Source organism: Sporichthya brevicatena, from assembly GCF_039525035.1.
GTDB classification, from domain to species: Bacteria; Actinomycetota; Actinomycetes; order Sporichthyales; family Sporichthyaceae; genus Sporichthya; species Sporichthya brevicatena.
The window spans coordinates 102,541-127,011 of record NZ_BAAAHE010000021.1 but is presented as its reverse complement, the minus strand read 5'-3'; the positions used below and the strand labels follow the sequence as shown (position 1 = coordinate 127,011).

The 24,471-nt window shown below is 74.4% G+C and carries 20 protein-coding genes; 13 read left to right on the top strand and 7 right to left on the bottom strand.

The features are described from left to right. The first annotated feature begins 3 nt into the window (after positions 1-3). From ABD401_RS14100 to ABD401_RS14085, 4 genes are all read left to right on the top strand, one after another. Positions 4-1,494 (top strand): hypothetical protein, encoded by a 1,491-nt coding sequence (locus ABD401_RS14100; RefSeq protein WP_344605744.1) that lies wholly within the window; start codon positions 4-6, stop codon positions 1,492-1,494. Next, positions 1,448-2,401 (top strand): cobalamin biosynthesis protein, encoded by a 954-nt coding sequence (locus ABD401_RS14095; RefSeq protein WP_344605742.1) that lies wholly within the window; start codon positions 1,448-1,450, stop codon positions 2,399-2,401. The genes ABD401_RS14100 and ABD401_RS14095 overlap by 47 nt, the downstream gene beginning before the upstream one ends. Continuing rightward, positions 2,398-3,909: a cobyric acid synthase gene (locus tag ABD401_RS14090; RefSeq protein ID WP_344605740.1), complete on the top strand. Its 1,512-nt coding sequence runs from the start codon at positions 2,398-2,400 to the stop codon at positions 3,907-3,909. Before ABD401_RS14095 ends, ABD401_RS14090 begins: the two co-directional genes overlap by 4 nt. Positions 3,910-3,985: 76 nt before the next feature. Further along, positions 3,986-4,444: an RrF2 family transcriptional regulator gene (locus ABD401_RS14085; RefSeq protein ID WP_344605738.1), complete on the top strand. Its 459-nt coding sequence runs from the start codon at positions 3,986-3,988 to the stop codon at positions 4,442-4,444. Positions 4,445-4,620: 176 nt separating this feature from the next. On the opposite strand, the gene ABD401_RS14080 is transcribed toward ABD401_RS14085, so the two are convergent. Beyond that, positions 4,621-6,249 carry an FG-GAP-like repeat-containing protein gene (locus tag ABD401_RS14080; protein WP_344605736.1) on the bottom strand — a complete coding sequence of 543 codons (1,629 nt, stop codon included), beginning with the start codon at positions 6,247-6,249 and terminating at the stop codon, positions 4,621-4,623. 122 nt (positions 6,250-6,371) lie between these two features. On the opposite strand from ABD401_RS14080, the gene ABD401_RS14075 reads away from it, so the two are divergent. The 9 genes from ABD401_RS14075 to ABD401_RS14035 all read left to right on the top strand — a co-directional run bounded on the left by ABD401_RS14075 (position 6,372) and on the right by ABD401_RS14035 (position 17,412). Continuing rightward, the gene (locus ABD401_RS14075) at positions 6,372-8,339 is read left to right on the top strand and encodes a magnesium chelatase subunit D family protein (protein WP_344605790.1); all 1,968 of its coding nucleotides are present in this window, start codon (positions 6,372-6,374) and stop codon (positions 8,337-8,339) included. Further along, positions 8,339-8,953 carry a cob(I)yrinic acid a,c-diamide adenosyltransferase gene (gene cobO, locus ABD401_RS14070; protein WP_344605734.1) on the top strand — a complete coding sequence of 205 codons (615 nt, stop codon included), beginning with the start codon at positions 8,339-8,341 and terminating at the stop codon, positions 8,951-8,953. Before ABD401_RS14075 ends, cobO begins: the two co-directional genes overlap by 1 nt. A gap of 129 nt (positions 8,954-9,082) precedes the next feature. Continuing rightward, positions 9,083-9,715, top strand: coding sequence for a class F sortase (locus ABD401_RS14065; protein ID WP_344605732.1), 633 nt, complete (start codon positions 9,083-9,085; stop codon positions 9,713-9,715). 55 nt (positions 9,716-9,770) lie between these two features. Beyond that, the gene (locus tag ABD401_RS14060) at positions 9,771-11,213 is read left to right on the top strand and encodes a cobyrinic acid a,c-diamide synthase CobB (protein WP_344605730.1); all 1,443 of its coding nucleotides are present in this window, start codon (positions 9,771-9,773) and stop codon (positions 11,211-11,213) included. Further along, a complete protein-coding gene (gene cobC, locus ABD401_RS14055; protein ID WP_344605728.1) occupies positions 11,210-12,238 on the top strand; it encodes an Rv2231c family histidinol phosphate aminotransferase CobC in 1,029 nt (342 codons plus the stop codon). Before ABD401_RS14060 ends, cobC begins: the two co-directional genes overlap by 4 nt. Then, a complete protein-coding gene (gene cobT / locus ABD401_RS14050; protein ID WP_425566147.1) occupies positions 12,235-13,974 on the top strand; it encodes a nicotinate-nucleotide--dimethylbenzimidazole phosphoribosyltransferase in 1,740 nt (579 codons plus the stop codon). Before cobC ends, cobT begins: the two co-directional genes overlap by 4 nt. Continuing rightward, a complete protein-coding gene (gene cobA / locus ABD401_RS14045; protein ID WP_344605726.1) occupies positions 13,971-15,197 on the top strand; it encodes a uroporphyrinogen-III C-methyltransferase in 1,227 nt (408 codons plus the stop codon). Before cobT ends, cobA begins: the two co-directional genes overlap by 4 nt. Continuing rightward, entirely contained in the window at positions 15,197-16,000 is an 804-nt protein-coding gene (locus tag ABD401_RS14040; RefSeq protein ID WP_344605788.1) for a TrmH family RNA methyltransferase, read from the top strand. Before cobA ends, ABD401_RS14040 begins: the two co-directional genes overlap by 1 nt. 293 nt (positions 16,001-16,293) lie before the next feature. After that, on the top strand, positions 16,294-17,412 hold the full coding sequence (locus ABD401_RS14035; protein ID WP_344605724.1) for a serine/threonine-protein kinase: 1,119 nt from the start codon (positions 16,294-16,296) through the stop codon (positions 17,410-17,412). Between the two features lie 87 nt (positions 17,413-17,499). Here ABD401_RS14035 and ABD401_RS14030 read toward each other — a convergent pair whose 3' ends face one another. The 6 genes from ABD401_RS14030 to ABD401_RS14005 form a co-directional block, all read right to left on the bottom strand. Continuing rightward, on the bottom strand, positions 17,500-18,432 hold the full coding sequence (locus tag ABD401_RS14030; protein ID WP_344605722.1) for a CAP domain-containing protein: 933 nt from the start codon (positions 18,430-18,432) through the stop codon (positions 17,500-17,502). Between the two features lie 303 nt (positions 18,433-18,735). Beyond that, a complete protein-coding gene (locus ABD401_RS14025; protein ID WP_344605720.1) occupies positions 18,736-19,287 on the bottom strand; it encodes an FHA domain-containing protein in 552 nt (183 codons plus the stop codon). Between the two features lie 183 nt (positions 19,288-19,470). Then, on the bottom strand, positions 19,471-20,484 hold the full coding sequence (locus ABD401_RS14020; RefSeq protein WP_344605718.1) for an ABC transporter ATP-binding protein: 1,014 nt from the start codon (positions 20,482-20,484) through the stop codon (positions 19,471-19,473). A gap of 102 nt (positions 20,485-20,586) precedes the next feature. Next, on the bottom strand, positions 20,587-21,888 hold the full coding sequence (efeB, locus tag ABD401_RS14015) for an iron uptake transporter deferrochelatase/peroxidase subunit (protein ID WP_344605716.1): 1,302 nt from the start codon (positions 21,886-21,888) through the stop codon (positions 20,587-20,589). 32 nt (positions 21,889-21,920) lie between these two features. Further along, positions 21,921-22,946, bottom strand: a complete 1,026-nt coding sequence (gene efeO, locus ABD401_RS14010) for an iron uptake system protein EfeO (RefSeq protein WP_344605714.1) — start codon at positions 22,944-22,946, stop codon at positions 21,921-21,923. Positions 22,947-22,999: 53 nt separating this feature from the next. Then, the gene (locus ABD401_RS14005; protein WP_344605712.1) at positions 23,000-24,463 is read right to left on the bottom strand and encodes an acyl-CoA synthetase; all 1,464 of its coding nucleotides are present in this window, start codon (positions 24,461-24,463) and stop codon (positions 23,000-23,002) included. Positions 24,464-24,471: the final 8 nt, after the last annotated feature.

Sequence of the window (24,471 nt, the reverse complement as noted above, 5' to 3'; positions counted from 1 at the left end):
CGCGTGACTCCGGCGTCGGCGCGGGTCGAGCCGGCCGCGGTCCCGCGACGCGTGGTCGCGGCGGGGATGCTCGCCGCGTTCGTCGTCGCGCTCACCGTCGGCCTGCTCGGCATCGACGTCCGCGCCACGATCGGCGGGCGCGCCGCGGTCGACGAGCCGCAGTACCTGCTCACGGCGTTGTCGCTCGCCGAGGACGGCGACCTCGACATCTCCGACGAGCTGTACGACCGGCGCTGGCGTGCGTTCCACGACGCGAACCTGCCGGTGCAGACCGAGCCCAAGGCCGACGGCAGTCAGATCAGCCCGCACGACCCGCTGCTCCCGATCCTCATCGCCGCGCCGATGGGCCTGTGGGGTTTCCAGGCCGCGAAGGCGACGGTCTGCGTCCTGGCCGGTCTGGCCGCGGCCCTCACGGTGTGGATCGCGGTCCGGCGCCTCGGCGTGCGGCCGTCCCTCGCGACCGCCGTCGTGTCGGTCGCGTTCGCCTCGCCACCGCTGGCGATCTACGCCCAGCAGATCTACCCCGAGATGCCGGCGGCGCTGGCGGCGCTGGTCGCGGTGGCCGCGCTGACCGGTTCGTGGTCGCGCCGGGCGCAGGTGACGTTCGTGCTCGCCGTCGTCGCCCTGCCGTGGCTGAGCGTGAAGTACTCCGCGGTGGCGGCGATGCTGGCCCTGGTCGGGCTGTGGCGGCTCTGGCGCGACCGCGGCCGCCCGGCGGCCGCCGTGCTCGTCGGGGTGTTCGCCGCGATGGGCGCGATCTACCTCGTCGTGCACAAGATCGTCTGGGGCGGGTGGACGGTCTACGCCTCCGGCGACTTCTTCCAGGAACCGGGGGAGTTCGCGGTCGTCGGGACGAACCCGGACTACCTCGGGCGCAGCCGGCGCCTGACCGGGCTGCTGATCGACCGGCACTGGGGAATCGCGGCCTGGCAGCCGGCCTGGCTGCTCGTGATCCCGGCGGTCGCGGCGCTGATCGCCGCGCGACCGCGGCACTGGACGGCGCTGGTGGTCCCGGCGACGGCGGGGTGGCTGGTCGCGACCTTCGTCGCGCTGACGATGAGCGGGTTCTGGTCGCCGGGCCGGCAGATCGTCGTGATCCTGCCGCTGCTCGTCCTCGTCATCGCGTGGTGGCTCTCGACCTCGCCGCCCGCGGTGCTGGTCGGCGCCGCCGCGCTCGGGTTCGTCGGCCTGTTCTCGATGGCCGCGTTCCTCTCCGACGGCTGGGACCGCCGCATCACCTGGGTCTTCGCCTTCGACAAGGTCGACAACCCGCTCTACGACGGGTGGAAGGTCTTTCTCCCGCCGTACCAGGAGGGCTCGGGCGCCGAGGTGTGGGTGCGCCACGGCATCTGGCTGGCGGTGATCGCCGCGGTCGCGGCGGCGGCCTGGTGGGCCGCCCGCCCGCGGGTGACGGCGGCGGCGGAGCCGTCCGCTAACGTCGCCGGGCGTGAGACGGACGCGCGCGACGGGATTGGCGCTGGGCGTCCTGGCTGACGCCCTGCTCGCCGACCCGCGGCGCGGCCACCCGGTCGCGGGGTTCGGGCGGGCGGCCGCCGCTCTCGAACGCGCGACCTGGCGCGACTCCCGCGCCGCCGGCGTGCGGTACACCGCCCTCGCCGTCGGAGTGCCGGTGGTGGCAGCTGCCCTGCTGCAGCGGCGGGCGGCGCGGTCGCCGCTGGCCGAGACCGCGCTGACGGCGGTGAGCACGTGGGCCGTGCTCGGCGGGACCAGCCTCGGTCGCGAGGCGGATCTGATGGCTCGTCATCTCCAGGGCGGCGACCTGTCGGCCGCCCGGGGTCGGCTCTCGCACCTGTGCGCCCGGGACCCGTCGGGGCTGGGGGAGAAGGAGCTCGCCCGCGCCACGGTCGAGTCCGTCGCGGAGAACACCGGCGACGCCGTCGTCGCGCCGTTGTTCTGGGGCGCGGTCGCCGGCGTGCCGGGGCTGGTGGGGTACCGCGCGGTGAACACCCTCGACGCGATGGTCGGCTACCGCAACGAGCGCCACACGAACTTCGGGTGGGCCTCCGCGCGTCTCGACGACGTCGCGAACCTCCTGCCGGCCCGGCTGACGGGTCTGCTGACGGTGCCGGCGGCCCGGGCCGTGGGGGGCTCCCCGCGGCGGGCGGCGGCGGTTCTCGCCGCGGACCGGCGGGTCCATCCGAGCCCGAACGCGGGCTGGTGCGAGGCGGCGGCGGCCGGCGCGCTCGACGTCCGGCTCGGCGGCGCGAACACCTACCACGGCGCCGTCGAGACCCGGGGCACGTTGCACGCCGCCGGGCGGGAGCCCGAGGTCGCCGACATCGGCCGGGCGGTCCGGCTCTCGCGAGCGGTGGGGCTCGGTGCAGCTGCTCTCGCGGTGATCGCCGCCGGGCTGACGGGTCGTCAGGGCAGGTCCGGGTGAAGGGCGCCCTGCTCGTCGCCGGCACGACGTCGGACGCCGGCAAGAGTGTGCTGACCGCCGGCCTGTGCCGGTGGCTGCACCGGCGCGGGGTCGCCGTCGCGCCGTTCAAGGCCCAGAACATGTCCAACAACTCCGCCGTCACGCCGGACGGGGCGGAGATCGGACGCGCGCAGGCCATGCAGGCCGCGGCGGCCGGGCTGGAGCCCGAGGCCGCGATGAACCCGGTGCTGCTCAAGCCGGGCAGTGACCGCAGCTCGCAGGTCGTCCTGCTCGGCGAACCCGTCGCCGACGTGACGGCGCGGTCGTACCGGGACCTGAAACCGAAGTTGATGAGCACCGTCCTCGACTCGCTCGCCGACCTGCGCTCGCGGTACGACGTCGTGGTCTGCGAAGGGGCGGGCAGCCCCGCGGAGATCAACCTGCGCGCGGACGACATCGCCAACATGGGCCTGGCGCGTGCGGCCGACCTGCCGGTGGTTGTGGTCGGCGACATCGACCGCGGCGGCGTCCTCGCCGCGATGTTCGGCACGCTCGCGGTGCTCGACCCGGCCGATCAGGCCCTGATCGCCGGCTTCGTCGTCAACAAGTTCCGCGGCGACCCGTCGTTGCTCGCGCCCGGCCTGGACCGGCTGCGCGAACTGACGGGGCGTCCGACCTACGGCGTCCTGCCCTGGCTGCCGAACCTGTGGCTCGACGCCGAGGACTCGCTCACCCTCGACGCCGCCGGTCCGGCGCCGGGCACCACCGCGGCGGCGGGCGCGGACGTGCTGCGCGTCGCCGCGGTGCGTCTCCCGCGCATCTCGAACCTCACCGACCTCGACGCCCTCGCGGCCGAGCCCGGCGTCGTCGTCCGGTTCGTCACCGCGCCGGAGGAGCTCGGTGACGCCGACCTCGTCGTGCTGCCGGGCACGCGCGCCACCGTCACCGACCTGGCGTGGTTGCGGGAGTGCGGCCTCGCCGACGCCGTCGTCGCGCGGGCCGCGGCCGGGCGGCCGGTCCTCGGCGTGTGCGGGGGCTATCAGATGCTGGCGCGCACGATCACCGACGACGTCGAGTCGCGGGCCGGGGCCGTGGCCGGGCTGGGTCTGCTGCCCGCGGACGTCGTCTTCGAGCCCCGCAAGACCGTCGGGCGCACCGCGGGCGAGGAGTACGGGCAGCCGGTCCGCGGCTACGAGATCCACCACGGCCGGGTCCGCTTCGACGCCGGCACCCGCCCGTTCCTCGACGGCTGTCGCGCCGGCGCGGTGTGGGGGACGACCTGGCACGGTGCGCTGGAGTCCGACGCGTTCCGGCGCGCGTTCCTCGCCGAGGTCGCCGCCGCGGCGGGCCGGGACTTCCGGCCGGTGGGCGAGGTGAGCTTCGCGGCGGTCCGCGAGGCCCGGCTCGACGTGCTCGGGGACCTGGTCGCCGACCACCTCGACGCGGCCGCGCTGGACGCCCTGATCGGCGGCGGCGCGCCCCGCGGGCTGCCGGTGCTGCGAACGGTGCTCGGACCTGAGGTTCAATAGTGAGTAGAGCACTGATGTTCGGGTTCGCTCCGGAGCGTCGTGCCGGATCGACACTGCCGACAGCCTGGAGGGCGCGTTGAAGATCTCCGCGAAGGTCGACTACGCGGTGCGCGCCCTGATCGAGATCGCGGGCAACGAGAGCGACCGCCCCCGCTCGGCGGAGTCGATCTCCACCGCCCAGGACATCCCGCGCGACTTCCTGCTCGCGGTCCTGGCCGACCTGCGCCGCGCCGGGCTGGTCGCGAGCCAGCGGGGTCAGGCCGGCGGCTGGGCCCTGCTCACGCCGGCCGGCGAGATCTCCGTCGCCGACGTCATTCGCGCCACCGACGGACCGCTGGTCAGCGTCCACGGCCGCGCGCCCGAGGACGTCTCCTACGAGGGGTCGGCCGAGGCCCTGCAGTCGGTCTGGATCGCCGTCCGCTCCAGCCTGCGCGAGGTGCTGGAGGACGTCACCGTCGCCCACCTGCTCGCCAAGGACCTCCCCGCCGCCGCGGTCGAGCGCACCCGCTCCGAGGACGCCTGGCACCGCCGCTGACCCACACCCGCTGACCCACTCCTGCGGGATGACGTCCCGCACGGGTGGCCTGTCAGCCCGCGGGTGGGCTGACACGGGGGTGCTGCGGGACGTCATCCCGCGGGGGTGGCTTGTCAGCCCGCGGGTGGGCTGACACGGGGGTGCTGCGGGACGTCATCCCGCGGAGGTCGGGGGGGTCAGCCGAGGGCGTAGCCGAGGAAGACGCCGCGGGCGGGGTCGCCCGCGGTCCCGGGGCGGTTGAGGTCCCAGAACTCGGACCCGGCCCCGGTGGGACGGGCCGCGCCCGCGCCGAGGACGGTGAACGCGCCGGACCGGTGGTTCGGGGTGCCGGCGGCGCCCTCGGCCGGGACGCCGACGACCAGGCGGGCCGGCCCGCTGCCGGTCAGCCGCCGCACGAGCAGCGCGGCGCCGAAGCGGTCGCCGGTCGTGGGATCGCCGCCGACGCCCGGTGTCGCCTGGCTGACGAGTACCGCCCCCTTCGCGCGCAGGCCCTGCGCCGAGCCGAGCAGCACGGTCACGGAGCCGGCGTTCGCGACCGTCCCGCCGGGGGTCCCGACCGCGTCGCCGGGCGCCCCGATCGCGAGACCGTCGTACTTGCCCTCGGCGAGGCGGCCGGCCGCGAGGACCGCGCCGAAGCGGTCGCCGTCCTGGGCGGCCCCGGAAACCGTGTCGTCGCCCTGGCGCCACAGCTGCGGCGCCGACAGTCCGTCGGGGGCGGCGTGGAGCACCGCGACGGCCCCGCGGCTACGGTCCGCGCCGGGCATGCCGATCGCGACGTCCGCCCGGCCGTCGCCGTTGAAGTCCCCGGTGGTGAGGGCGGCCCCGAAGGCGTCGCCGAAGGTCGGCTTGCCGGCCCCCGCCGTGCCCCGGTCGAAGGTCGCGGCCGGGGCGGTGAACCCGTCCCGGGTCCCGCGCAGGAGCGCGACGGCGCCGCGGCCGTCCTCGCCGGGGACGCCGACGATCAGCTCGTCGATGCCGTCGCCGGTGACGTCACCCGCCGCGAGCGCCGCGCCGAACGCGTCGCTGTCCTCGGCCTTGCCGCCGACGACCCCGCGTCCGGGCCGCAGGTCGGCGGGCTTGCGGCCGGCGTTCAGTCCGCCGGTCGCGCCGAACAGGACGGTGACGTATCCGGCGCCGAACGCCTTGCCCTGCGTCTCGCCCGGGGCGCCGACGGCGAGGTCGGCGATCCCGTCCCCGTCGAAGTCACCGGCGGCCAGCGTGGCCCCGAAACGGTCGTTGGGTTCGGCCGAGTCGGGGATGCCGGGGCTGTTCTGGCTCAGGTGCAGCGGCCGCGGCTTGCCCTTCGCGGTGATCAGGCCGGTCGGCGAGCCGTAGAGGATCGTGACGGCCCCGGTCGTGCCGTTCTCCCCGGGCGCCCCGACGGCGACGTCGGCGCACCGGTCGCCGTTGAAGTCCGCGACCGCGAGCGCGGCGCCCCACTCGTCGGAGTCCTCGCTCTTGTCCGGGACGCCGGGGGAGTCCTGGGTGAGGAACTCGTCGTCGGGCGCGGTTCCGGTCGCCTCGGCGGTCAGCCCCTTCGCGGTCCCGTAGAACACGTGGATGCCGCCCTGCAGGCGCGTCCGGCCGTACTCGGTGACGACGAGGTCGCCGAACCCGTCGCCGTTGATGTCCCCGGCGAGGGTGTCGCCCGCCGCTCCCCGGCACGCGGCGGGGGCGGTCACGGGTCCGGCGGCCGCACCGGCCGCTCCGGCGGTGGCGAGCACGAGGCCGCCGGCCAGGAGTGCAGCGGTCAGGCGGGCCGCGGTCAGGCGGGCCGGGGTGGAACGGTCAGAGCTGTAACGCATGTGGTTAATGTGACTGATGGGGATGGAAGACGCGGGTCGGACGCGCCGGGGCGGACCCGTCCGGACGGTGTGAATAGGCTCGCCCGGTGCCAGCCGGATATCCGTTCTCCGCCGTCGTCGGGATGGACGACCTCAAGCTCGCGCTCGCTCTCAACGCGGTCGCGCCCCAGATCGGTGGGGTGCTGGTCCGCGGCGAGAAGGGGACCGCGAAGTCCACGGTCGTGCGTGCCCTCGCGGCGCTGCTGCCCGAGCAGGACGTCGTCGCGACCTGCCGCTTCGCCTGCGACCCGGCCGCGCCGGACCCGGACTGTCCGGACGGTCCGCACCCGGCCGAGGTGGCCACCGACCGCCGCCGCGCGCGGCTGGTCGAGCTGCCCGTCGGCGCGGCCGAGGACCGGGTCGTCGGCTCGCTGGACCTCGAGCGTGCGCTCACCGAGGGCGTGCGCAGCTTCGAGCCCGGGCTGCTCGCCGCCGCGCACCGCGGCGTGCTCTACGTGGACGAGGTCAACCTGCTCCACGACCACCTCGTCGACGTCCTCCTCGACGCGGCGGCGATGGGCCGCTGCTACGTCGAGCGGGAGGGCGTCTCGGTCTCGCACGCAGCCCGGTTCCTGCTGGTCGGGACGATGAACCCCGAGGAGGGGGAACTGCGGCCGCAGCTGCTCGACCGGTTCGGGCTCACCGTCCACGTCGCCGCCAGCCGCGAGCCCGCCGTCCGCGCCGAGATCGTCCGCCGCGGGATGCAGTACGAGGCCGACCCCGACCGCTTCGCCGCCGTCTGGGCCCCCGCGGACGCCGAGTTCGCCGAGTGCATCGCCTCCGCGCGCGAGCTCCTGCCGCACGTGTCGCTGCCCGACGCCGAGCTCGAGCGCATCGCCGGCGTCTGCGCGGAGTTCGAGGTCGACGGCATGCGCGCCGACCTCGTCATCGCCCGCGCCGCCCGCGCCCACGCCGCCTGGCAGGGCCGGGCCCAGGTGACCGCGGACGACGTCCGCGCCGCCGCCCGCCTCGCCCTCCCGCACCGGCGCCGCCGGGACCCGTTCGACGCGCCCGGCCTCGACGAGGCCCAGCTCGACAAGGCACTGGAGGAGTCCGGTCCGCCGCCGGAGCCGGACCCCGACCCGGACGGCGGTCCCGACGGCGGTGGCGGTGGGGGGAGCCCCCGGACGTCAGCGGAATCGGGCGCCATGACGACCGATCCCGCTGAAGCAGCGCCCCCCGCGGGCGCCGGCGGCGGGGTCGTGCCCGAGCAGGTGACGCCGCCCGAGGCGACGTACCGCGCGAAGCTGCTGACCGTCCCCGGCGTCGGGGCGGGGACGCCGGGCCGGCGATCCCGGGCCGAGACGCCGTCGGGTCACACCTCCGGCGCACGCCGGCCGGTCGGCCGCCTCGGTGCCCTGCACGCGACCGCGACCCTGCGCGCGGCCGCGCCGTTCCAGCGTGAGCGGGGCCGTGAACCCGGCCAGGGGCTGCGGCTGCGCCCCGGCGACCTGCGCGAGGCCGTGCGCGAGGGCCGCGAGGGCAACCTGGTCCTGTTCTGCGTCGACGCGTCCGGCTCGATGGGCGCCCGCACGCGCATGGGCGCGGTGAAGGCGGCCGTCCTCTCGCTGCTCCTCGACGCCTACCAGCGCCGCGACAAGGTCGGGCTGGTGACGTTCCGTGGGTCCGACGCGACGCTGGACCTGCCGCCGACCTCCTCGGTCGAGGCCGGGGCCGCCCGGCTGCGGAACCTGCCCACCGGCGGGCGCACCCCGCTCGCGGCCGGGCTCGCCGAGGCGCGGCACGTCCTCGCCGTCGAGCGCCTGCGGGACCCGGCCCGGCGCCCGCTGCTGGTCCTGGTCACCGACGGGCGCGCCACCGCCGCCCCGGGGACTCCGGGCGACCCGCTCACCCACGCCCACCGCGCCGCGGCCGCCCTGGCGGCGGACGGGGTCGCGGCGGTCGTCGTCGACTGCGAGGACGGCCCGGTCCGGCTCGGCCTGGCCGGGGGGATCGCGACGCTGCTGAACGCGCCGCTGCTGCGGCTGCACGAGCTCGAGGGCGGCGGTGGGCTCGCCGGCGCCGTCCGCTCCGTCCGGAGGGCCGCCTGATGCCGCAAGGAGTACCGACCACCGTCCCCGCCGACGGTCTGACGACCCGTCAGCGCCGGAACCGGCCGCTGGTGATCGTCCACACCGGCGAGATGAAGGGGAAGTCGACCGCCGCCTTCGGTCTCGCGCTGCGCGGCTGGAACCAGGGCTGGTCGATCGGGGTCTTCCAGTTCGTCAAGAGCGCGAAGTGGAAGGTCGGCGAGGAGGAGGCCTTCCGCGCGCTCGGCCGGCTGCACGAGCAGACCGGCGAGGGCGGACCGGTCGAGTGGCACAAGATGGGCGTGGGCTGGTCCTGGACGCGCAAGGCCGGGTCCGAGGAGGACCACGCCGCCGACGCTGCCGAGGGCTGGGCCGAGATTCGGCGCCGCATCGCGGCCGAGACCCACACCCTCTACGTCCTCGACGAGTTCACCTACCCGATGCACTGGGGCTGGGTGGACGTCGACGACGTCGTCGAGACCCTGGCGAACCGGCCCGGGCACCAGCACGTCGTCATCACCGGCCGGTACGCCCCGCCGGCGTTGCTCGAGGCCGCGGACCTCGTCACCGAGATGACCAAGATCAAGCACCCCATGGACGCCGGGCAAAAGGGGCAGCGCGGGATCGAGTGGTGAGCCGGACATGAGACGTTCGGCCGATCCTGCGGACCGGCGGCTGCACGCGGGGAAGTTTCGGGTTACGGTCTCGACGTACACCACAGAACGACCGCAGGGGGCGGGGCAGTCGTGGACGGATCGAAGCCGGTGAGGCGCTTTGCGCTGCCGGTCGCGTTGCTGGCCGCAGTGGGGCTGGTCGTGGGCGTCGTCGTCACCCGCGACGACGGCGGAACCCAGACGGTCGCGGCCGCGCCCACCCCCACCCCGAAGCCGAAGTGCAGCACCGCGGACGGCCGGTTCGTCCCGACCGGGGTCACGATCCCCAAGGTCGGCAAGAACATCAACGTGATGGCGCTGCCGCGCGACGCGAACGGCGTTCCCGGCACCCCGCCGCTCACCGGCGGCGGGAAGATGGCCATGGCCTTCGACCTGGGGCAGGGCATCCGGCCCGGCGACTCCCGCGGCAACGCCCTGCTGAACGCCCACACCTACCCCGACGGCAGCGCGCTCGGGAACAAGCTCCTGGACGGCCTGCGGGAGGGCGACCAGATCCGCGTCCACGGGCCGAAGGGGTACCTCTGCTACGAGGTCACCGACCGGCGTGAGGTCGCGGCCGGCGTCTACAAGCCGTACTTCGCGAAGAAGGGCAAGCCCCAGATCGCGATCGTCGTCTGCTCCGGCCAGCGCCTCGGCCCGGGTCTGTGGACCAAGCGCACGATCTGGTTCGCCTCCCCGGTCGACGCCGAGCCGACCAGCGTGGTCTCGGCCCAGGCGTCCTGAACCGCGCGTCCCACCCGGCATTGGCTGGACGAGGGCGGGGCCTTACCGTCGAGGCGTGAGCCCTCGTCTTCCGGTCCCCGGCGGTCCGCCGCGCCTGGTCGTCGCGGCTCCCGCCAGCGGACACGGCAAGACCACGGTCGCGACCGGCCTGATCGCCGCGCTGCGGGCGCGGGGTCTGCGCGTCTCGCCGCACAAGGTCGGCCCGGACTACATCGATCCCGGCTACCACGCCCTGGCCGCGGGCCGCCCCGCGCGCAACCTCGACGCCTGGATGACCTCGCCGGAGGTGATCGCGCCGCTGTTCCTGCACGGAGCCGCGGACGCCGACATCGCCGTCGTCGAGGGCGTCATGGGCCTGTTCGACGGCGTGACCGGCGGGGCGGACGGGATCGAGGACTTCGCCTCGACCGCGCACGTCGCCCGTCTGCTGGACGCTCCCGTCCTGCTCGTCGTCGACGCCGCCGCGCAGGCCCGTTCGGTGGCCGCGCTGGTCCACGGCTTCGCGACGTTCGACCCGGCCGTCCGCATCGGTGGGGTCGTGCTCAACCGCGTCGGCTCCGACCGGCACGAGCAGATCCTGCGGGACGCGCTCGCCGGGCTCGGTGTCCCGGTTCTGGGGGCGATCCGCCGCGAGGACAAGGTCTCGACGCCGTCCCGGCACCTCGGGCTGGTCCCGGTGGCCGAGCGCGCCACGGAGGCCGTCGACGCCGTCGCGGCGATGGGCGACCTCGTCGCCCGCACCTGTGACCTCGAAGCGATCTGCGCGATGGCCGCGACCGCGCCCCGGATGTCCGCGACACCGTGGGATCCGCACCTCGCGCTCGGCCCGACGCCCCGTGGCCGGCTCGGCCGCCGCCCGCGCATCGCGATCGCCGGCGGGCCGGCGTTCACCTTCAGCTACGCCGAGCACGTCGAGCTGCTCGTCGCCGCCGGCGCCGACGTCGTCACGATCGATCCGCTGCGCGACGAGTCGCTGCCGACCGGCACGACCGCGTTCGTCGTCGGGGGCGGGTTCCCCGAGATCCACGCGGCCGCGCTGTCGGAGAACGAGCGGCTGCGCAAGGACGTGGCCGACCTCGCGGCCTCCGGCGGTGTCGTCGTCGCCGAGTGCGCCGGGCTGCTCTACCTCGCGCGTGAGCTCGACGCGGTCCCCATGTGCGGCGTGCTCGACGTCTCCGCGGTGATGACGCCCCGCCTGACGCTCGGCTACCGGGAGGCCGTCGCCGCGGCCGACTCGGTGCTGTGCCGGGCGGGTACGCGCCTCCGCGGGCACGAGTTCCACCGCACCGTGTGCGAGCCGGCCGCGGGCGCCGACGGGACCCGGCCGGCCTGGACCGTTCGCCCGTCCACGGGTGGGTCCGGCGTCGCCGAGGGCCACACGACCGGCAACGTGCACGCCTCCTACCTGCACCTGCACTGGGCGGGCCGGCCGCGGCTGGCCCGGCGCATCGTCGAGGCCGCGCGCCGTGTCGACCCGCGGCGGCTCGCCCGGCCGTGAGCGAGTTCGACCTCCACCACCACGGCGACGACGAGCTCGCTCCGGGCCTGGTGGACCTGGCCGTCAACGTCCGGCCCGGGACCCCGCCGGAGTGGCTGCGGACCCGGCTCGCGGAGTCCCTCGCCGACCTCGCCGCCTACCCCAAGCCCGACGCGGCGCGGAAGGCGGTCGCGGCCCGGCACGGACGGTCGCCCGCCGAGGTGCTGCTCACCGCGGGTGCGGCCGAGGCGTTCACGCTGATCGCCCGGGCCCTGACCCCGCGCCGCGCGGTCGTGGTGCACCCGCAGTTCACCGAGCCCGAGGCCGCGCTCCGCGCCGCCGGGCACCCGGTGGAGCGGGTGCTGCTGCGCTCCGAGAACGACTTCACCCTCGACCCCGCGGCGGTCCCGCCGGACGCGGACCTCGTGGTCGTTGGCAACCCGACGAACCCGACCTCGGTGCTGCACCCCGCCGCCACCCTCGCGACGCTGGCCCGGCCCGGGCGGGTGCTCGTCGTCGACGAGGCGTTCATGGACGCGATCCCGGGGGAGACCGAGACCCTCGCCACCGCCGCTCTGCCCGGGCTCGTCGTGCTCCGCAGCCTGACGAAGACCTGGGGCCTGGCCGGCCTGCGCATCGGCTACTGCCTGGCGCCGCCGGACCTCGTCTCCGCGTTCGCGCGCGTCCAGCCGCACTGGTCGGTGAGCGCACCGGCGCTGGTCGCCGCCGAGGTCACCAGCACGCCCGCCGCGCTCCTGGAGGCGGCCGGCGCCGCGCGGGAGGTCGCAGTCGACCGCGGCTACCTGCAGCGCCGCCTGCGGAGCCTGGGCCTGCGGGTGGTCGGCGACCCGCGGGGGCCGTTCGTCCTCGTCGCGGTGCCGGACGGCGAGACCGTCCGCGCCGGCCTCCGTGCCGCCGGCTTCGCCGTGCGCCGGGGCGACTCCTTCCCCGGCCTCGGGCCGGACTGGCTGCGCATCGCGGTCCGCGACGCCGCCACCACCGACGCCCTCGTCACCGCCTGGGCCGACCTCGGTCGTCGCGGATGAGCGCGGACGCGGACCCCGGGTTCGGGGCGGCGGCGCGGGCGGCGGTCTACGACGTCATCGCCGCACGCCGGGACGTCCGCACCGGCTTCCGGCCGGACCCGGTCGCCGACGAGGTGCTGACGCGCGTGTTGGCGGCGGCCCACGCGGCACCGAGCGTCGGGTTCTCCCAGCCCTGGGACTTCCTCGTGATCCGCTCGCCGCAGACGCGCGAACGGCTGCACGCGTTGGCGACGGCGGCCCGGGACGCCTACGCGGCCTCGCTGCCGACCGCGCGCGCCCGCGCCTTCGCGAAGCTCCGCGTGGAGGCGATCCGCGAGGCGCCGGTCGGGATCGTCGTCACCTGCGACCCGACGCGGGGCGGCCGCCACACCCTCGGCCGCCACAGCCAGCCGCAGACCGCGGCGCACTCGGTCGCGGGGGCCGTGCAGAACCTCTGGCTGGCCGCGCGAGCCGAGGGCCTGGGGGTGGGCTGGGTCAGCTTCTTCGACGCGGCGGCGCTCGCCGCCGAGCTGCGCCTGCCCGCCCACCTGGAGCTCGTCGCGTACCTCTGCCTGGGGCACGTGGACGCCTTCGCGGACGAGCCCGAACTGGCCGCGGCGGGCTGGGCGCACCGCCGCCCGCTGGGCTGGGCGGTCCATTCGGAAGAATTCGGCCGGCGAGGCCTACCCGGGGAGGAACCGATGGACCTGCTGGCGCAGACGCTGGCGCAACTCGCGCCGCCGCACGGCGCCGCGGTCGACGCGGCCCGGGACCGCCAGGACCGGATGACCAAGCCGCAGGGCGCACTCGGCGTCCTGGAGGACGTCTCGGTCCAGCTCGCGGGCCTGGCGGGGGAGTGCCCGCCCCCGTTGCCGGAGCCGGCGGCCGTCGCGGTGTTCGCCGCCGACCACGGCGTGCACGCCCAGGGCGTCACGCCGTGGCCGCAGGAGGTCACGGCGCAGATGGTCGCCAACTTCCTCGCCGGCGGGGCGGTCGTCAACGCCTTCGCGGCGCAGGTGGGGGCCGAGGTCGCCGTCGTGGACGTCGGTGTCGCCGCGGAGCTGCCGACCGTGCCGGGCCTGCTGCCACGCAAGGTTCGTCCGGGTACCGCTGATCTGACGCAGGGTCAGGCCATGACCCGCGCGGAGGCGGTCGCGGCCGTCGAGATCGGCATCGAGGTCGCGCGCGACCTGGTGGCGGCCGGCAACCGCTGCCTGATCACCGGCGACATGGGCATCGCCAACACCACCGCCTCCGCCGCGTTGATCGCGGCGTTCACCGGCGTCGACCCGGCAGTGGTCACCGGCCGGGGCACCGGGATCGACGACGCGATGCACGCGCACAAGGTCGAGATCGTCCGCACGGCGCTGGAGCGGCACCGCCCGGACCCGGCCGACCCCGTGGCCGTGCTCGCCGCCGTCGGTGGGCTCGAGCACGCCGCTCTCGCCGGGTTCCTGCTCGCGGCGTCGGCGCTGCGCGTGCCGGTGATCCTCGACGGTGTCATCGCCGGTGCCGCCGCGCTGGTGGCTGCGGCACTGCATCCGGACGCGTCGGTCGCGTGGCTCGCGGGCCACCGTTCCGCCGAACCGGGTCACGCCGTCGCACTCGACGCGCTCGGCCTGCGGCCGCTGGTCGCGCTCGACCTGCGGCTGGGGGAGGGCACCGGGGCGCTGCTCGCGCTGCCGCTGGTGCAGTCCGCGGCGCGGGCGCTCGCTGAGGTCGCGACCTTCGACTCCGCCGGGGTGACCGAGAAGTGACCGACGAGTCCCTGCCCTATCCGGTCGGCCTGCGCCTGTCCGGCCGCCGCGTCGTGGTCGTCGGCGGCGGCCAGGTCGCTGCCCGCCGGGTGCCCGCCCTCCTCGACGCGCACGCCGACGTCGTCGTGGTCTCGCCCGAGGCGACGCCGGCGATCGACGCCCTCGCCGACCACGGCCGCCTGCGCTGGGAGCGTCGGCCTTACGAGCCGTCAGATCTCGACGGGGCCTGGTACGCGCTCGCCCTCACCGCGGATCCGACCGTCAATGCCGCCGTCGCGACCGACGCGGAGGCGCGGCGCATCTTCTGCGTCCGGGCGGACGACGCGACCGCCGCCACCGCGTGGACCGCCGCCTCCGGTCGCTACGAGGGCCTCACCCTCGCGGTGCTGGCCGGCCGCAATCCGCGCCGCGCCGCAGCGGTGCGCGACAACGTCCTGAACGCCCTCCGCGACGGTTCCGTCGACACGACCGGGGTTCGCGAGCGCGTGGCCGGGGTCGCCCTCGTCGGTGCCGGGCCCGGTGATCCGGACCTGATCACGGTCCGGGGCCGGCAGCTGCTGGCTCAGGCCGACGTCGTCGTGGCCGACCGGCTCGCGCCGGCGGCTCTGCTCGCCGAGCTCGGGCCGCACGTGGAGGTGATCGACGCCTCGAAGATCCCCTACGGCCGCCAGATGGCGCAGGAGGCGATCAACGACGCCCTCGTCGAGCACGCGAAGGCCGGCAAGTTCGTCGTCCGCCTCAAGGGCGGCGACAACTACGTCTTCGGCCGTGGCTTCGAGGAGGTCCAGGCCTGCGCGGAGGCCGGGATCCCCTGCACCGTCGTGCCCGGCATCACCAGTTCGATCTCCGTGCCCGCGGTCGCCGGCATCCCGGTCACGCACCGCGGGGTCGCCCACGAGTTCACCGTGATCTCCGGCCACATCGGCCCCGACCACGCGGACTCCCTGACCGACTGGGCCGCCCTCGGGCGCATGCGCGGAACGCTCGTCATCCTCATGGGCATCGACAAGCTCGGCGCGATCGCGGCCGCTCTCGTGCAGCACGGCCGCGACCCCGGCACCCCGGCCGCGGTGATCCAGGAGGGCACCACCAGCGCTCAGCGCACCGTGCGTGCGCCGCTGAGCGGGATCGCTGCCGCTGTCGCGGAGCACGGCATCCGGCCGCCGGCGATCGTGGTCGTCGGTGCGGTCGTCGCGCTGGGCGACACCCTGCCCCCGTCGTGATCCCGGTCGAGGTCGGCGACCCGACGGACCCGCGCCTCGCCGACTACGCCCGACTCACCGACGTCGGGCACCGGGTCCGACGTGAGCCCGCCGCGGGCGTCTTCATCGCGGAGGGCGCCACGGTGCTCGAGCGGGCCCTCGACGCCGGGTTCACACCGCGATCGCTGCTGCTGGCGCCCAACCGGGTAGAGCCGGCGGCGGCGTTGGCCGCACGGGTCGCCGCGGCCGGCGCACCGGTCTTCGTCGCCGGGCCCGATGTGCTCGAACGTCTGACGGGGTATCACGTCCATCGGGGCCTGCTCGCGGCCATGGACCGCCGCCCGCTCCCGACCATCGCCGAGGTGCTGGCCGGCGCGCGTCGGGTCGCCGTGCTGGAGGACATCACCGACCACACGAACGTCGGGGCGGCGATGCGCAGTGCCGCCGCCTTCGGGGTCGACGCGGTGCTGGTCACGCCGAGCTGTGCCGATCCGCTGTACCGCCGTGCGATCCGCACCTCGATGGGCGCCTGCTTCACCGTGCCGTGGACCCGACTGGAGCGGTGGCCCGAGGACATCGCCCTGCTCCACGACGCCGGGTTCGTCACGGCCGCGCTGACCCTGGGGGAGCGGGCCGTCCCTCTTGACGAGTTCGTCGCGCGGCGTCCCGCCGCGGTGGCCCTCGTCCTGGGCTCCGAGGGCGACGGTCTGCGGGCCTCGACGATCGCCGCGGCGGCGGTCGAGGTGACGATCCCCATGGCCGGCGGCATCGACTCCCTCAACGTCGCAGCGGCCGCGGCGGTCGCGTTCTACGCGACGCGATAGCACTTTCTCCTTTGACCGGCGTTGGGCCGATCGGTGCCGTTGGGCCGTGTGGGCGAGGGCGCCCGTGGTCGCGTTCGGCCCTGCGACCAGGCGACATCTCCGGGAATGTCCGGACCGGTCCGGTCGCGGTGCTGGACGGGAATCGTGCCGCTGTGACGTCACATTGGGCCACTCGGGTGAACTGCGTGACGACACGAGTTTGCTACCCGGTCAGACCAGGGTAGGGGGCGTCGAACCGTGTCAGTATCCGCCTCGTCGAGCAAGTCGGACGTATCCGATCACGAGGTGGAACAGTGGCGTTGGACGGCGCGGTGCCGAACCTTCCTGAGGTTCCGGGCATCCCTGGACTGCGCGACTTCACCGTGATCGGGCGCGGCGCGTTCGCGGTCGTCTACCGCGCGCGTCAGGAGGCGCTGGACCGCGACGTCGCGGTGAAGGTCTCCACCGTCGACGTGGGTCCGAGCGCCGCCGAGCGGGCCGCGGGATCGCGCCGGTTCGTACACGAATCCGTCGCGCTGGGAAGGCTTTCCGGGCATCCGCACGTGCTGGCGGTGCACGCGACCGGGACGCTGGACGACGGTCGTCCCTATCTCGTCCTGGACTACGCGCTGCGCGGCACGCTGCACGATCACATCCTGCGCTACGGCCCGCTGCCGTGGCACCAGGCGGCGCGGATGGGCATCCAGCTCGCCGGTGCGCTCGAGTCCGCCCACCGCCGCGGAGTGCTGCATCGCGACGTCAAACCGCAGAACGTCCTGCTCTCCGACACGGGAGCACCGTTGCTCGCCGACTTCGGTTCGGCGCTGGCCGATGCGCTGCCGGACGCGCTTCCGGACGCGCTGTCGAACACGGACGACGGCGAGGGTGATGCACCGGTCGAGCCGGTCCGCGTCGTCGGGTCGGTGCCGTACTGCGCGCCCGAGGTGCTCGACGGATCCCCGGCGACAGCGCTTTCTGACGTGTACTCACTGGCGGCCACGATCTTCTTCCTGGTCGCGGGCGTCCCGCCGTTCGTCGCCGCGCCGGACGAGACCCTGGCGGGTCTCTACCTGCGAATCGCGCGGGATCTCCCGCCCGTGGCCCCGTCGTCGCCGGACGGCCTCGTGCGTCTGCTCGACGCGGCGCTGGCGAAGGACCCGGCCCACCGCCCCGGCGGTGCGTTGTCGTTCGCGATCGGTCTCACCGATGTTCTCTCCGCGGCGCGCCGCAGCGCCGCGGACCTGGTCGTCGTACCGCGGCCCGCTGCGGTACGCGCTCTCTCGGCGGGCGCCGGCCTGGAGGGGAGGACCGGCGCCCGCCGAGCAGTGACACCCGACCCGAACGCCGAGACCGCCGACCTGTCCGAACTCGCGGCCCGCTGGCGCGGTGTCCGCCTCCCGGCCGCCCGCGACCGTCGCTCCTTCTCGTCCTGACCGCTACGTCCGGCCAACGGTGGGCCCTAGGCCCCCGTTGGCCGGACGCAACAGAGTGGTGATCCAGAGTGGTGATCCGTGGTGGGGTCAGCCCCCGAAGTGCTGGACCCAGTAGCCGCCGGAGCCGACGTAGCCCACGCCCAGGATCTTGAACTTGCAGTCGAGGATGTTCCGTCGGTGGCTGGGTGAGTTCATCCACGCCTTGAAGACGGACTCGGGGGAGGAGAACCCGTTCGCGAGGTTCTCCCCGGTCTTGTCGCCGTTGAAGCCCGTCGCCCGGATGCGCTGGTCGGAGTTCTTCCCGCTGCGCGAGGTGTGCGACATGTAGTTGTGCTTGGCCATGTCGTTGGCGTGGGCCTGGGCGGACCGCTCGAGCTGCGTGCTGTACCGCAGCCGCCCGCAACCGGCGGAGGCCCGCGCGCGGTTGGTCAGGTCGAGGATCGCCTGCCGCATCGAGTCGATCGACCCGCCCGAGTCGCCGTCGTCGGCCCGAGCCCGGCGCTGCTGCTCGCGCTGCTGCGCGGCCCGCGCGGCCTTGAGCGCCTGCTCGCGCTTCTTCTTGGCGGCGGCCTTCTGCTTCGCCTTCTTGGCGGCGGCCTTCTTGGCGGCCTTCTTCTTCGCCGCCTGCTTGGCCTTGGCGGACTTCTTGCTGTCCTTCTTCTTCTTGGTCGTGATCCTCGTGCTCTTGGCCTTGCTCGACTTCTTCTCCCCGTCGACGACGTACCGCTCGTCGGCGTCGGACGACCCGGCGGAGTCGTACTCCTCCTCACGGGAGTCGCCGTCGCTGTCCTCGTCCTCACGGGTCCCGCGCCAGCCGCCCCCCGACGGCTCGTCGTCCGGGTCGTCCCCGGTCCGCGCGGCCGGCTGAGCCGGTTCCGCCGGTGTGGCCGCGACGGCGGTCAGCGGTGGCGTGGGCCCGGCCTCGGCGGCGAGACCGGGTGCGGCGTAGGCAACCAGGCCGGTGGCGGCGAGGAACGCGACGACCAGGACCCGTCCCGGCGCGGTTCTGCGTCGATTCATCAAACGTTCGACCCCCCTCGAACAGTGCCGAGCACATTTCCTCGGCAGTCGAATCCTTCGCTGCGGGACCCGCAGCGGTAATGGCCGCGAGCGACAGCGGTTCCGCACCGTCGGGTAAGGCCGATCTGACCGCATGGTCAGGGGGGTGGAAATGACCTGCAGCAAAACGGAAAAGGGGCCCCGAAGGGCCCCTGACCTGGTGTTTCGCGGTGTTCGACGTACCGGCCGGTAACGCTCGAACGGCCGATCAGTGCTTTTCCGGCGGTTATGCATTACCGGGAAATGGCTCCGCCGGAAAAGGTGTCAGCGCATAATGTCGCGCACCTCACTGAAGGACACCGCGCCGCGGCGCAATGCCTCGTTGGCGAGCTGCACGCGCCGGCGGTCGCCGCCGGCGCGGATGCCGAACTTCTCGTACAGCTTGAGCAGGTGCTGCTTCACCGCCGCCTCGCTGACGAAGAGCACCTCGGCGATGCGCCGGGTCGACGCCGGCTCCATGAAGACGTCGGCCGTGCCGGCCGGCTGGAAGAGCGCGAGCAGCACGTCGCGTTCGCGGCGCGTCAGCTCCGGCGGCGGGTCGGCGGCGAGCGTCTCGGCGTACCGCTCGGCCTCCGGGTCCGGCCGGAACGCCAGCCGCGCCCCACCGACGCGGATCTCGTCGCGATCGCGCAACGCGCGTTCGCCCAGGATCCGCTCCCCGTTGACGAAGGTGCCGTTGCGCGAGCCGAGGTCCCGGATCGACCACCCGCCGGAGCGGGCCTCCAGGATCGCGTGCAGGCGCGAGACGCTCTCGTCCGCGATGATCACGTCGTTGTCGGGTGCCCGGCCCATGCTCATGCCGGACGCCGACAGCACAACGAACTCAGGGCCCCCCGGCCGTGAGACAACCAAATGCGCGACCACGTCCACTCCCCATCCCGCGGAGGCTTCAAACCCCCGAGCGGCGTTATCCGCAGGGGGGAAAAGCTACTAGCGGAGTCGCGCGCAGCGAATGCTGCCGAACGGGTTACCCGGGATCGGACGTATCCGGCACGGGCGTCACGCGGTGGAGTTCCCGTGATGCTGCGTCACGGCAACTGGTCCGTCATGAGCACCAAATCCGGCAATGACCCCAGGACGGACGTCACCCGCCGTCATCTCGGCGGGTTGGAGTGTGACGACGCGCACTCCGTCGCGTACGAGGGCGGTGAGCAGATCGGCCGCTTCCTGGTCCCCGCGCAGCAGCACATGCACCCCGATGGTCGCCGACGCGGCGTGGTGGAAGCCGTAGGCGCGCAGGGCGGTCAGCAGAACGTCGTCGTCCAGGGCGCGGATGCGCCACGGCCGGGATTCCGTCGCCGGCCGCGCGCGTCCCCCCGGTGCCGCGTCGGGCCGGGAGACCGTACGGCCGGCCGCGACCAGGACGACGTGGTCGGCGATGCCGGCCACCTCGGCCGGCGTACGGGCGGTCAGCAGGATCGTGTGCCCCTCGCCGGCGAGCTCCCGGAGCAGGCGCGTGAGTTCGCCGCGGCTGACCAGGTCCAGACCCGCGGTGGGCTCGTCCAGCAGGAGGACGCGCGGGCGGTGCACCATCGCGCGAGCCAGGCCGAGGCGTTGCTGTTCGCCGCGGTTCAGCGCCTGGACCGGCCGCTCGGCGACGTTGCCGAGGCCGACGCGGCGGAGCAGTTCCGCGGCTCGCGTCGACCGTTCCGGCCGGGGGAAGCGGTGGGCCGCGCCGACCACCTCAAGAACCTCACGGGCCGTCAGATTGCCGTAGGTGCCGAAGGAATCCGGCATCCAGCCCACGCGCGCGCGGACCTGACCCGGACTCCGTGCCGGGTCGAAGCCGGCCACGCGGATCTCGCCGCCGTCCGGGGCGACCAACGTCGCCAGCATCATCAACATCGTCGTCTTGCCGGACCCCGACGGGCCCACCAGTGCGGTGACCGCCCCGGGCCGCGCGTCGAGATCGATGGAGTCCACGGCCGCCAGCGCACCGAACGTGCGCCGTGCGCCCCGTACCCGAATTCCCCCGGTCGCCCCCTGTGCCGGGATCGCGACGAACTCGTCCAAAGCGCCCTCCCCAGTTCGCTTGTCGCGGAGCCTAGGGAAGGGGGCGGTGCGAGATGTCCCGAATGCCCCAAGCGGCCCGGGTTCTTGGGAAACGCTCAGGTATCAGGCGAACAGCGTGTCGCCCCACCAGCGGTCGGGCCCGGTCACGCCGGGCGGACAGGCGTAGACGCCGGAGCCGGTGTGCCGGATGTACTCGTTGAGGACGTCGGCGCGCGCGAGCTTCTGCTGGACGGGGATGAAGCCGGTCCGCGGGTCGCGCTGGTAGGCGAGAAAGAACAGACCGGCGTCGAGGCGGCCGAGGCCGTCCGAGCCGTCGACGAACGAGTAACCGCGGCGCAGGATCGTCGCGCCGTCGTTGGTCTCCGGCATCGCGAGCAGAACGTGCGAGTCCGGCGGTTGTTTGGCCGGGTCGACGGGGTCGCGCTCGAACCGGAGACCGGCCGGGGCCCCTTCGGCCTTGTCGCGGCCGATGATCCTTTCCTGCTCGACCAGCGAGGTGCGGTCCCAGATCTCGATGAGCATCCGGATGCGCCGGGCGACCAGGTACGACCCGCCGCGGAGCCACTCGGGTTCGTCCTCGGCTCCGACCCAGATGTGTTGGTCGAGCGTCGCGGTGTCGTCGACCGCGGGGTTGTTCGTGCCGTCCTTGAACCCGAACAGGTTGCGTGGGGTCTGCTCCTCCGGCGTCGTGGAGGACGTCTTGCCGAAGCCGAGCTGGGACCAGCGCACCGACACGGTGCCGAAACCGATGCGGGCGAGGTTGCGGATCGCGTGGACCGCCACCTGCGGGTCGTCGGAGCACGCCTGGACGGCGATGTCGCCGCCGCTGCGGAGCGGGTCGAGGGTGTCGCCGCGGAACTTCGGCAGGTCCTCCAGCGCTTCGGGCTTACGCCCCGTCAGGCCGAAGCGGTCCTTGCCGCCCTTGCGGAACAGCGTCGGGCCGAAGCCGATCGTCAGCGTGAGCCGGGACGCCGGCAGCCCCACCGCCTCGCCGGTGTCACCGGGCGGGTACTCGGGGATGCGCGGGAAGGCGCCGCCCTCGACCGCGTCGAGACCGCTGCACATCCGCTCCGCGGCGCGCGTCCACGCCTGCAGCAGCGAGATCAGCTCGCCCCGGTTCTCGGTCTTCACGTCGAAGGTCGTGAAGTGCAGGCGGTCCTGCACCGGGGTGGCGATCCCGGCCTGGTGCGGACCGTGGAACGCGATCGGGAGGCCGCGGGGGGCGAGCCCACCGGCGGCGAGCGCGGACGCCTTCTCCGAGTCCGCGCTCGCGACGGCCTCCCGGCCGACGTACGCCAGTCCACCGATCGCGGCGGCCCCGAGCCCGGCGATCCCGAGCGCCCGCCGGCGACTGACCTCCGGGGTCAGTTCGGTGCTCTCGTCGTTCGTGGGCTCGGAACTCATCTCGCTCACCTCCGTGCGGTGGTGACGGAGCCTCAGCTGGTGCTGCTGCTCCCGCTCGAACTGCCACTGCCACTTCCGCTGCCGCTCGAGCTGGAGCTGGGCTGGACCGCGCCGGCCAGTTTGGACAGCGGCTCGCCGAGGGCGTTCACGGCGTCGGACAGGTCCTTGCGCTGCGCGTCCTTGACGGTGTCGTAGGAGACGAAGCCGTCGCCGCTCCGGTACTTCTTGAGCTCGTTCGCGACGTCACCGAACTCCTCCTCGATCTTCTTCACGAGGTCGGCGTCGTTCTTCTCCGCGATCGGCTTGAGGAGGTCGAAGACCTTCTTGGCGCCGGCGACGTTGGCGTCGAAGTCCCAGAGGTCGGTGTGGCTGAAGGCCTCCTCCTCGCCGGTGATCTTCCCGGAGGCGACCTCGTCGAGGAGTTCCTTCGCACCGTTCGCCATCAGCGTGGGGGTGATGACCACGGTCCGCACCGACTGTCGAAGTTCGTCGAGGTCCTTCAGGAGGGTCTCGGCGACCTGCTGCATGCCGTCGGTGGTCTTGTCCTCCCAGAGCGCCTTCTCGATGACGTGCCACCCGGTCCAGGTGTCCCCGCTCTCGACGTCGGCCTCACGCAGGTCCAGACGCGGGTCGAGGTCGCCGAACGCGGCCGCGACGGGCTCGATGCTCTCCCAGCCGACGCGTGACTGCGGGTAGAGCTCCTTCGCCTTCGCGACGTTGCCGTCCTTGATCGCCTGGAGCAGGTCCTCGGACTTGGCGATGCTGTCGGCGACCTGCGCCGTGACGTAGGCGCGGTAGTCGTCGACCGCCTTCTGCTCCTCGGGCGTGAGCGGGCCGGCCGACTCCTGGTCCTGGAAGGCGCCCGACGCGGACCCGGAGCCCGACCCCGATCCGGAGCCGGAACCCGAACCGGAGCCGGAGGCCCCGATCTGGCCGGAGGTCGGCGTGATGTTGCGCGAGGTCGCCTCGTCGTCGTCGCCACAGGCGGCGACGGTGAGCACGAGCGCGGCGACGGCGGTGGCGGCCGCGAGGCGGCGGGGAGCGCGGGGCAGGCGCATGGGGAACTCTTTCCTGGCCGATCTCGTTAAGGTGAGCCTCACCTTAGCCCCGGTCAGGCTCCCGGGATCAACAGCGACTTCTGCACCTTGCCCAGAGCGTTACGTGGCAGGCTCTCGACGAACTCCACGCGCCGTGGCCGCTTGTGCACGGAGAGTCCGTCCGCCACGAATTGCGTGAGGACCGCGGGGTCCGTCCCCTCGTCGGCGACGACGAACGCGACGATGCGCTGACCCAGGTCGGGGTCGGGTTCGCCGACGACGGCGGCCTCGCGAACACCGGGGTGCGCGAGCAGCGCGGCCTCCACCTCGCCGGCGCCGATGCGGTAGCCGCCGCTCTTGATCAGGTCCACCGACGCCCGGCCGACGATGCGGTGCCAGCCGTCGGGCCCGATCGTCGCGACGTCGCCGGTGACGAACCAGCCGTCCTCGGTCCAGCAGGCGGCGGTGGCCTCGGGCCGGTTCAGGTAGCCGTCGAACATCGTCGGGGCCTGCACCTGCAGGTCGCCGACGGTCTCGCCGTCGTGGGGCACCGGATCCCCGTCCTCGCCGAGGATCCGCGTGCGTACCCCCGACAGCGGCAGCCCGACCTGGCCGGGCCGGCGCTCGCCGTCGGCGCGGGCGCCGATGGTGATCAGGGTCTCCGTCATGCCGTACCGCTCGACGGGCTGATGGCCCGTCAGCCCCGTGAGGGCGTCGAAGACCGGCGCCGGGAGCCCGGCGCTGCCCGAGACCAGCAGACGCGCGGGGCGCAGCGCGGCGGCGGTCGCGGGCTCGGCCACCATGCGCGACCACACCGTCGGCACGCCGAAGTAGAGCGAGCCGCCGGCGGCGGCGTAGCGCTCGGGCAGGGGCCGGCCGGTGTGCACGAGCGCATTGCCGGTCCGGAGCGACCCGAGCACGCCGAGCACGAGCCCGTGCACGTGGAACAGCGGCAGGCCGTGGACGAGGACGTCCTCCGCCGTCCAGGCCCACGCCTCGGCGAGGGAGTCGAGGTCGGCGGCCACGGCGCCGGCGGAGAGCACGACGCCCTTGGGCGGTCCGGTGGTGCCGGAGGTGTACATGACGAACGACCCTGCGCGGGTGTCCGCGTCGAGGCGGCAGGCCTCGTCGGTGCCGGGCGCCGGCACCGGGATGCGCTCGAGCGGCGACTCGGCCTCGCCGGCCCACGCGGGGTCGCCGAGGACGGCGTCGGCACCGGAGTCCCGCAGCACGTGGCCGCGTTCGAGCGGTCCGGCGTCCGGCGCGAGCGGGACCACCGCGACCCCGGCCGCCAGCGCCCCGACGACGGCGGTGACGGTGTCGAGCGTCGGCGTGGCCTCGACGACCACCGTGCGCGCCCCGGTCAGCCGACCGGCGAGGGACAGCGCCGCGGCGAGCAGGTCCGCCCGCGAGCAGCTGACGCCGTCCACCGCGAGGGCGTCGGGCCGGTCGTCGCCGCGCCCCGCCCCCTGCACGAGACCAGGGAAGAGCTGGCGGAGCGACAGGCTCGGGTGAACCGGGGAGGAAGCCGGAGACATGGGCTCCA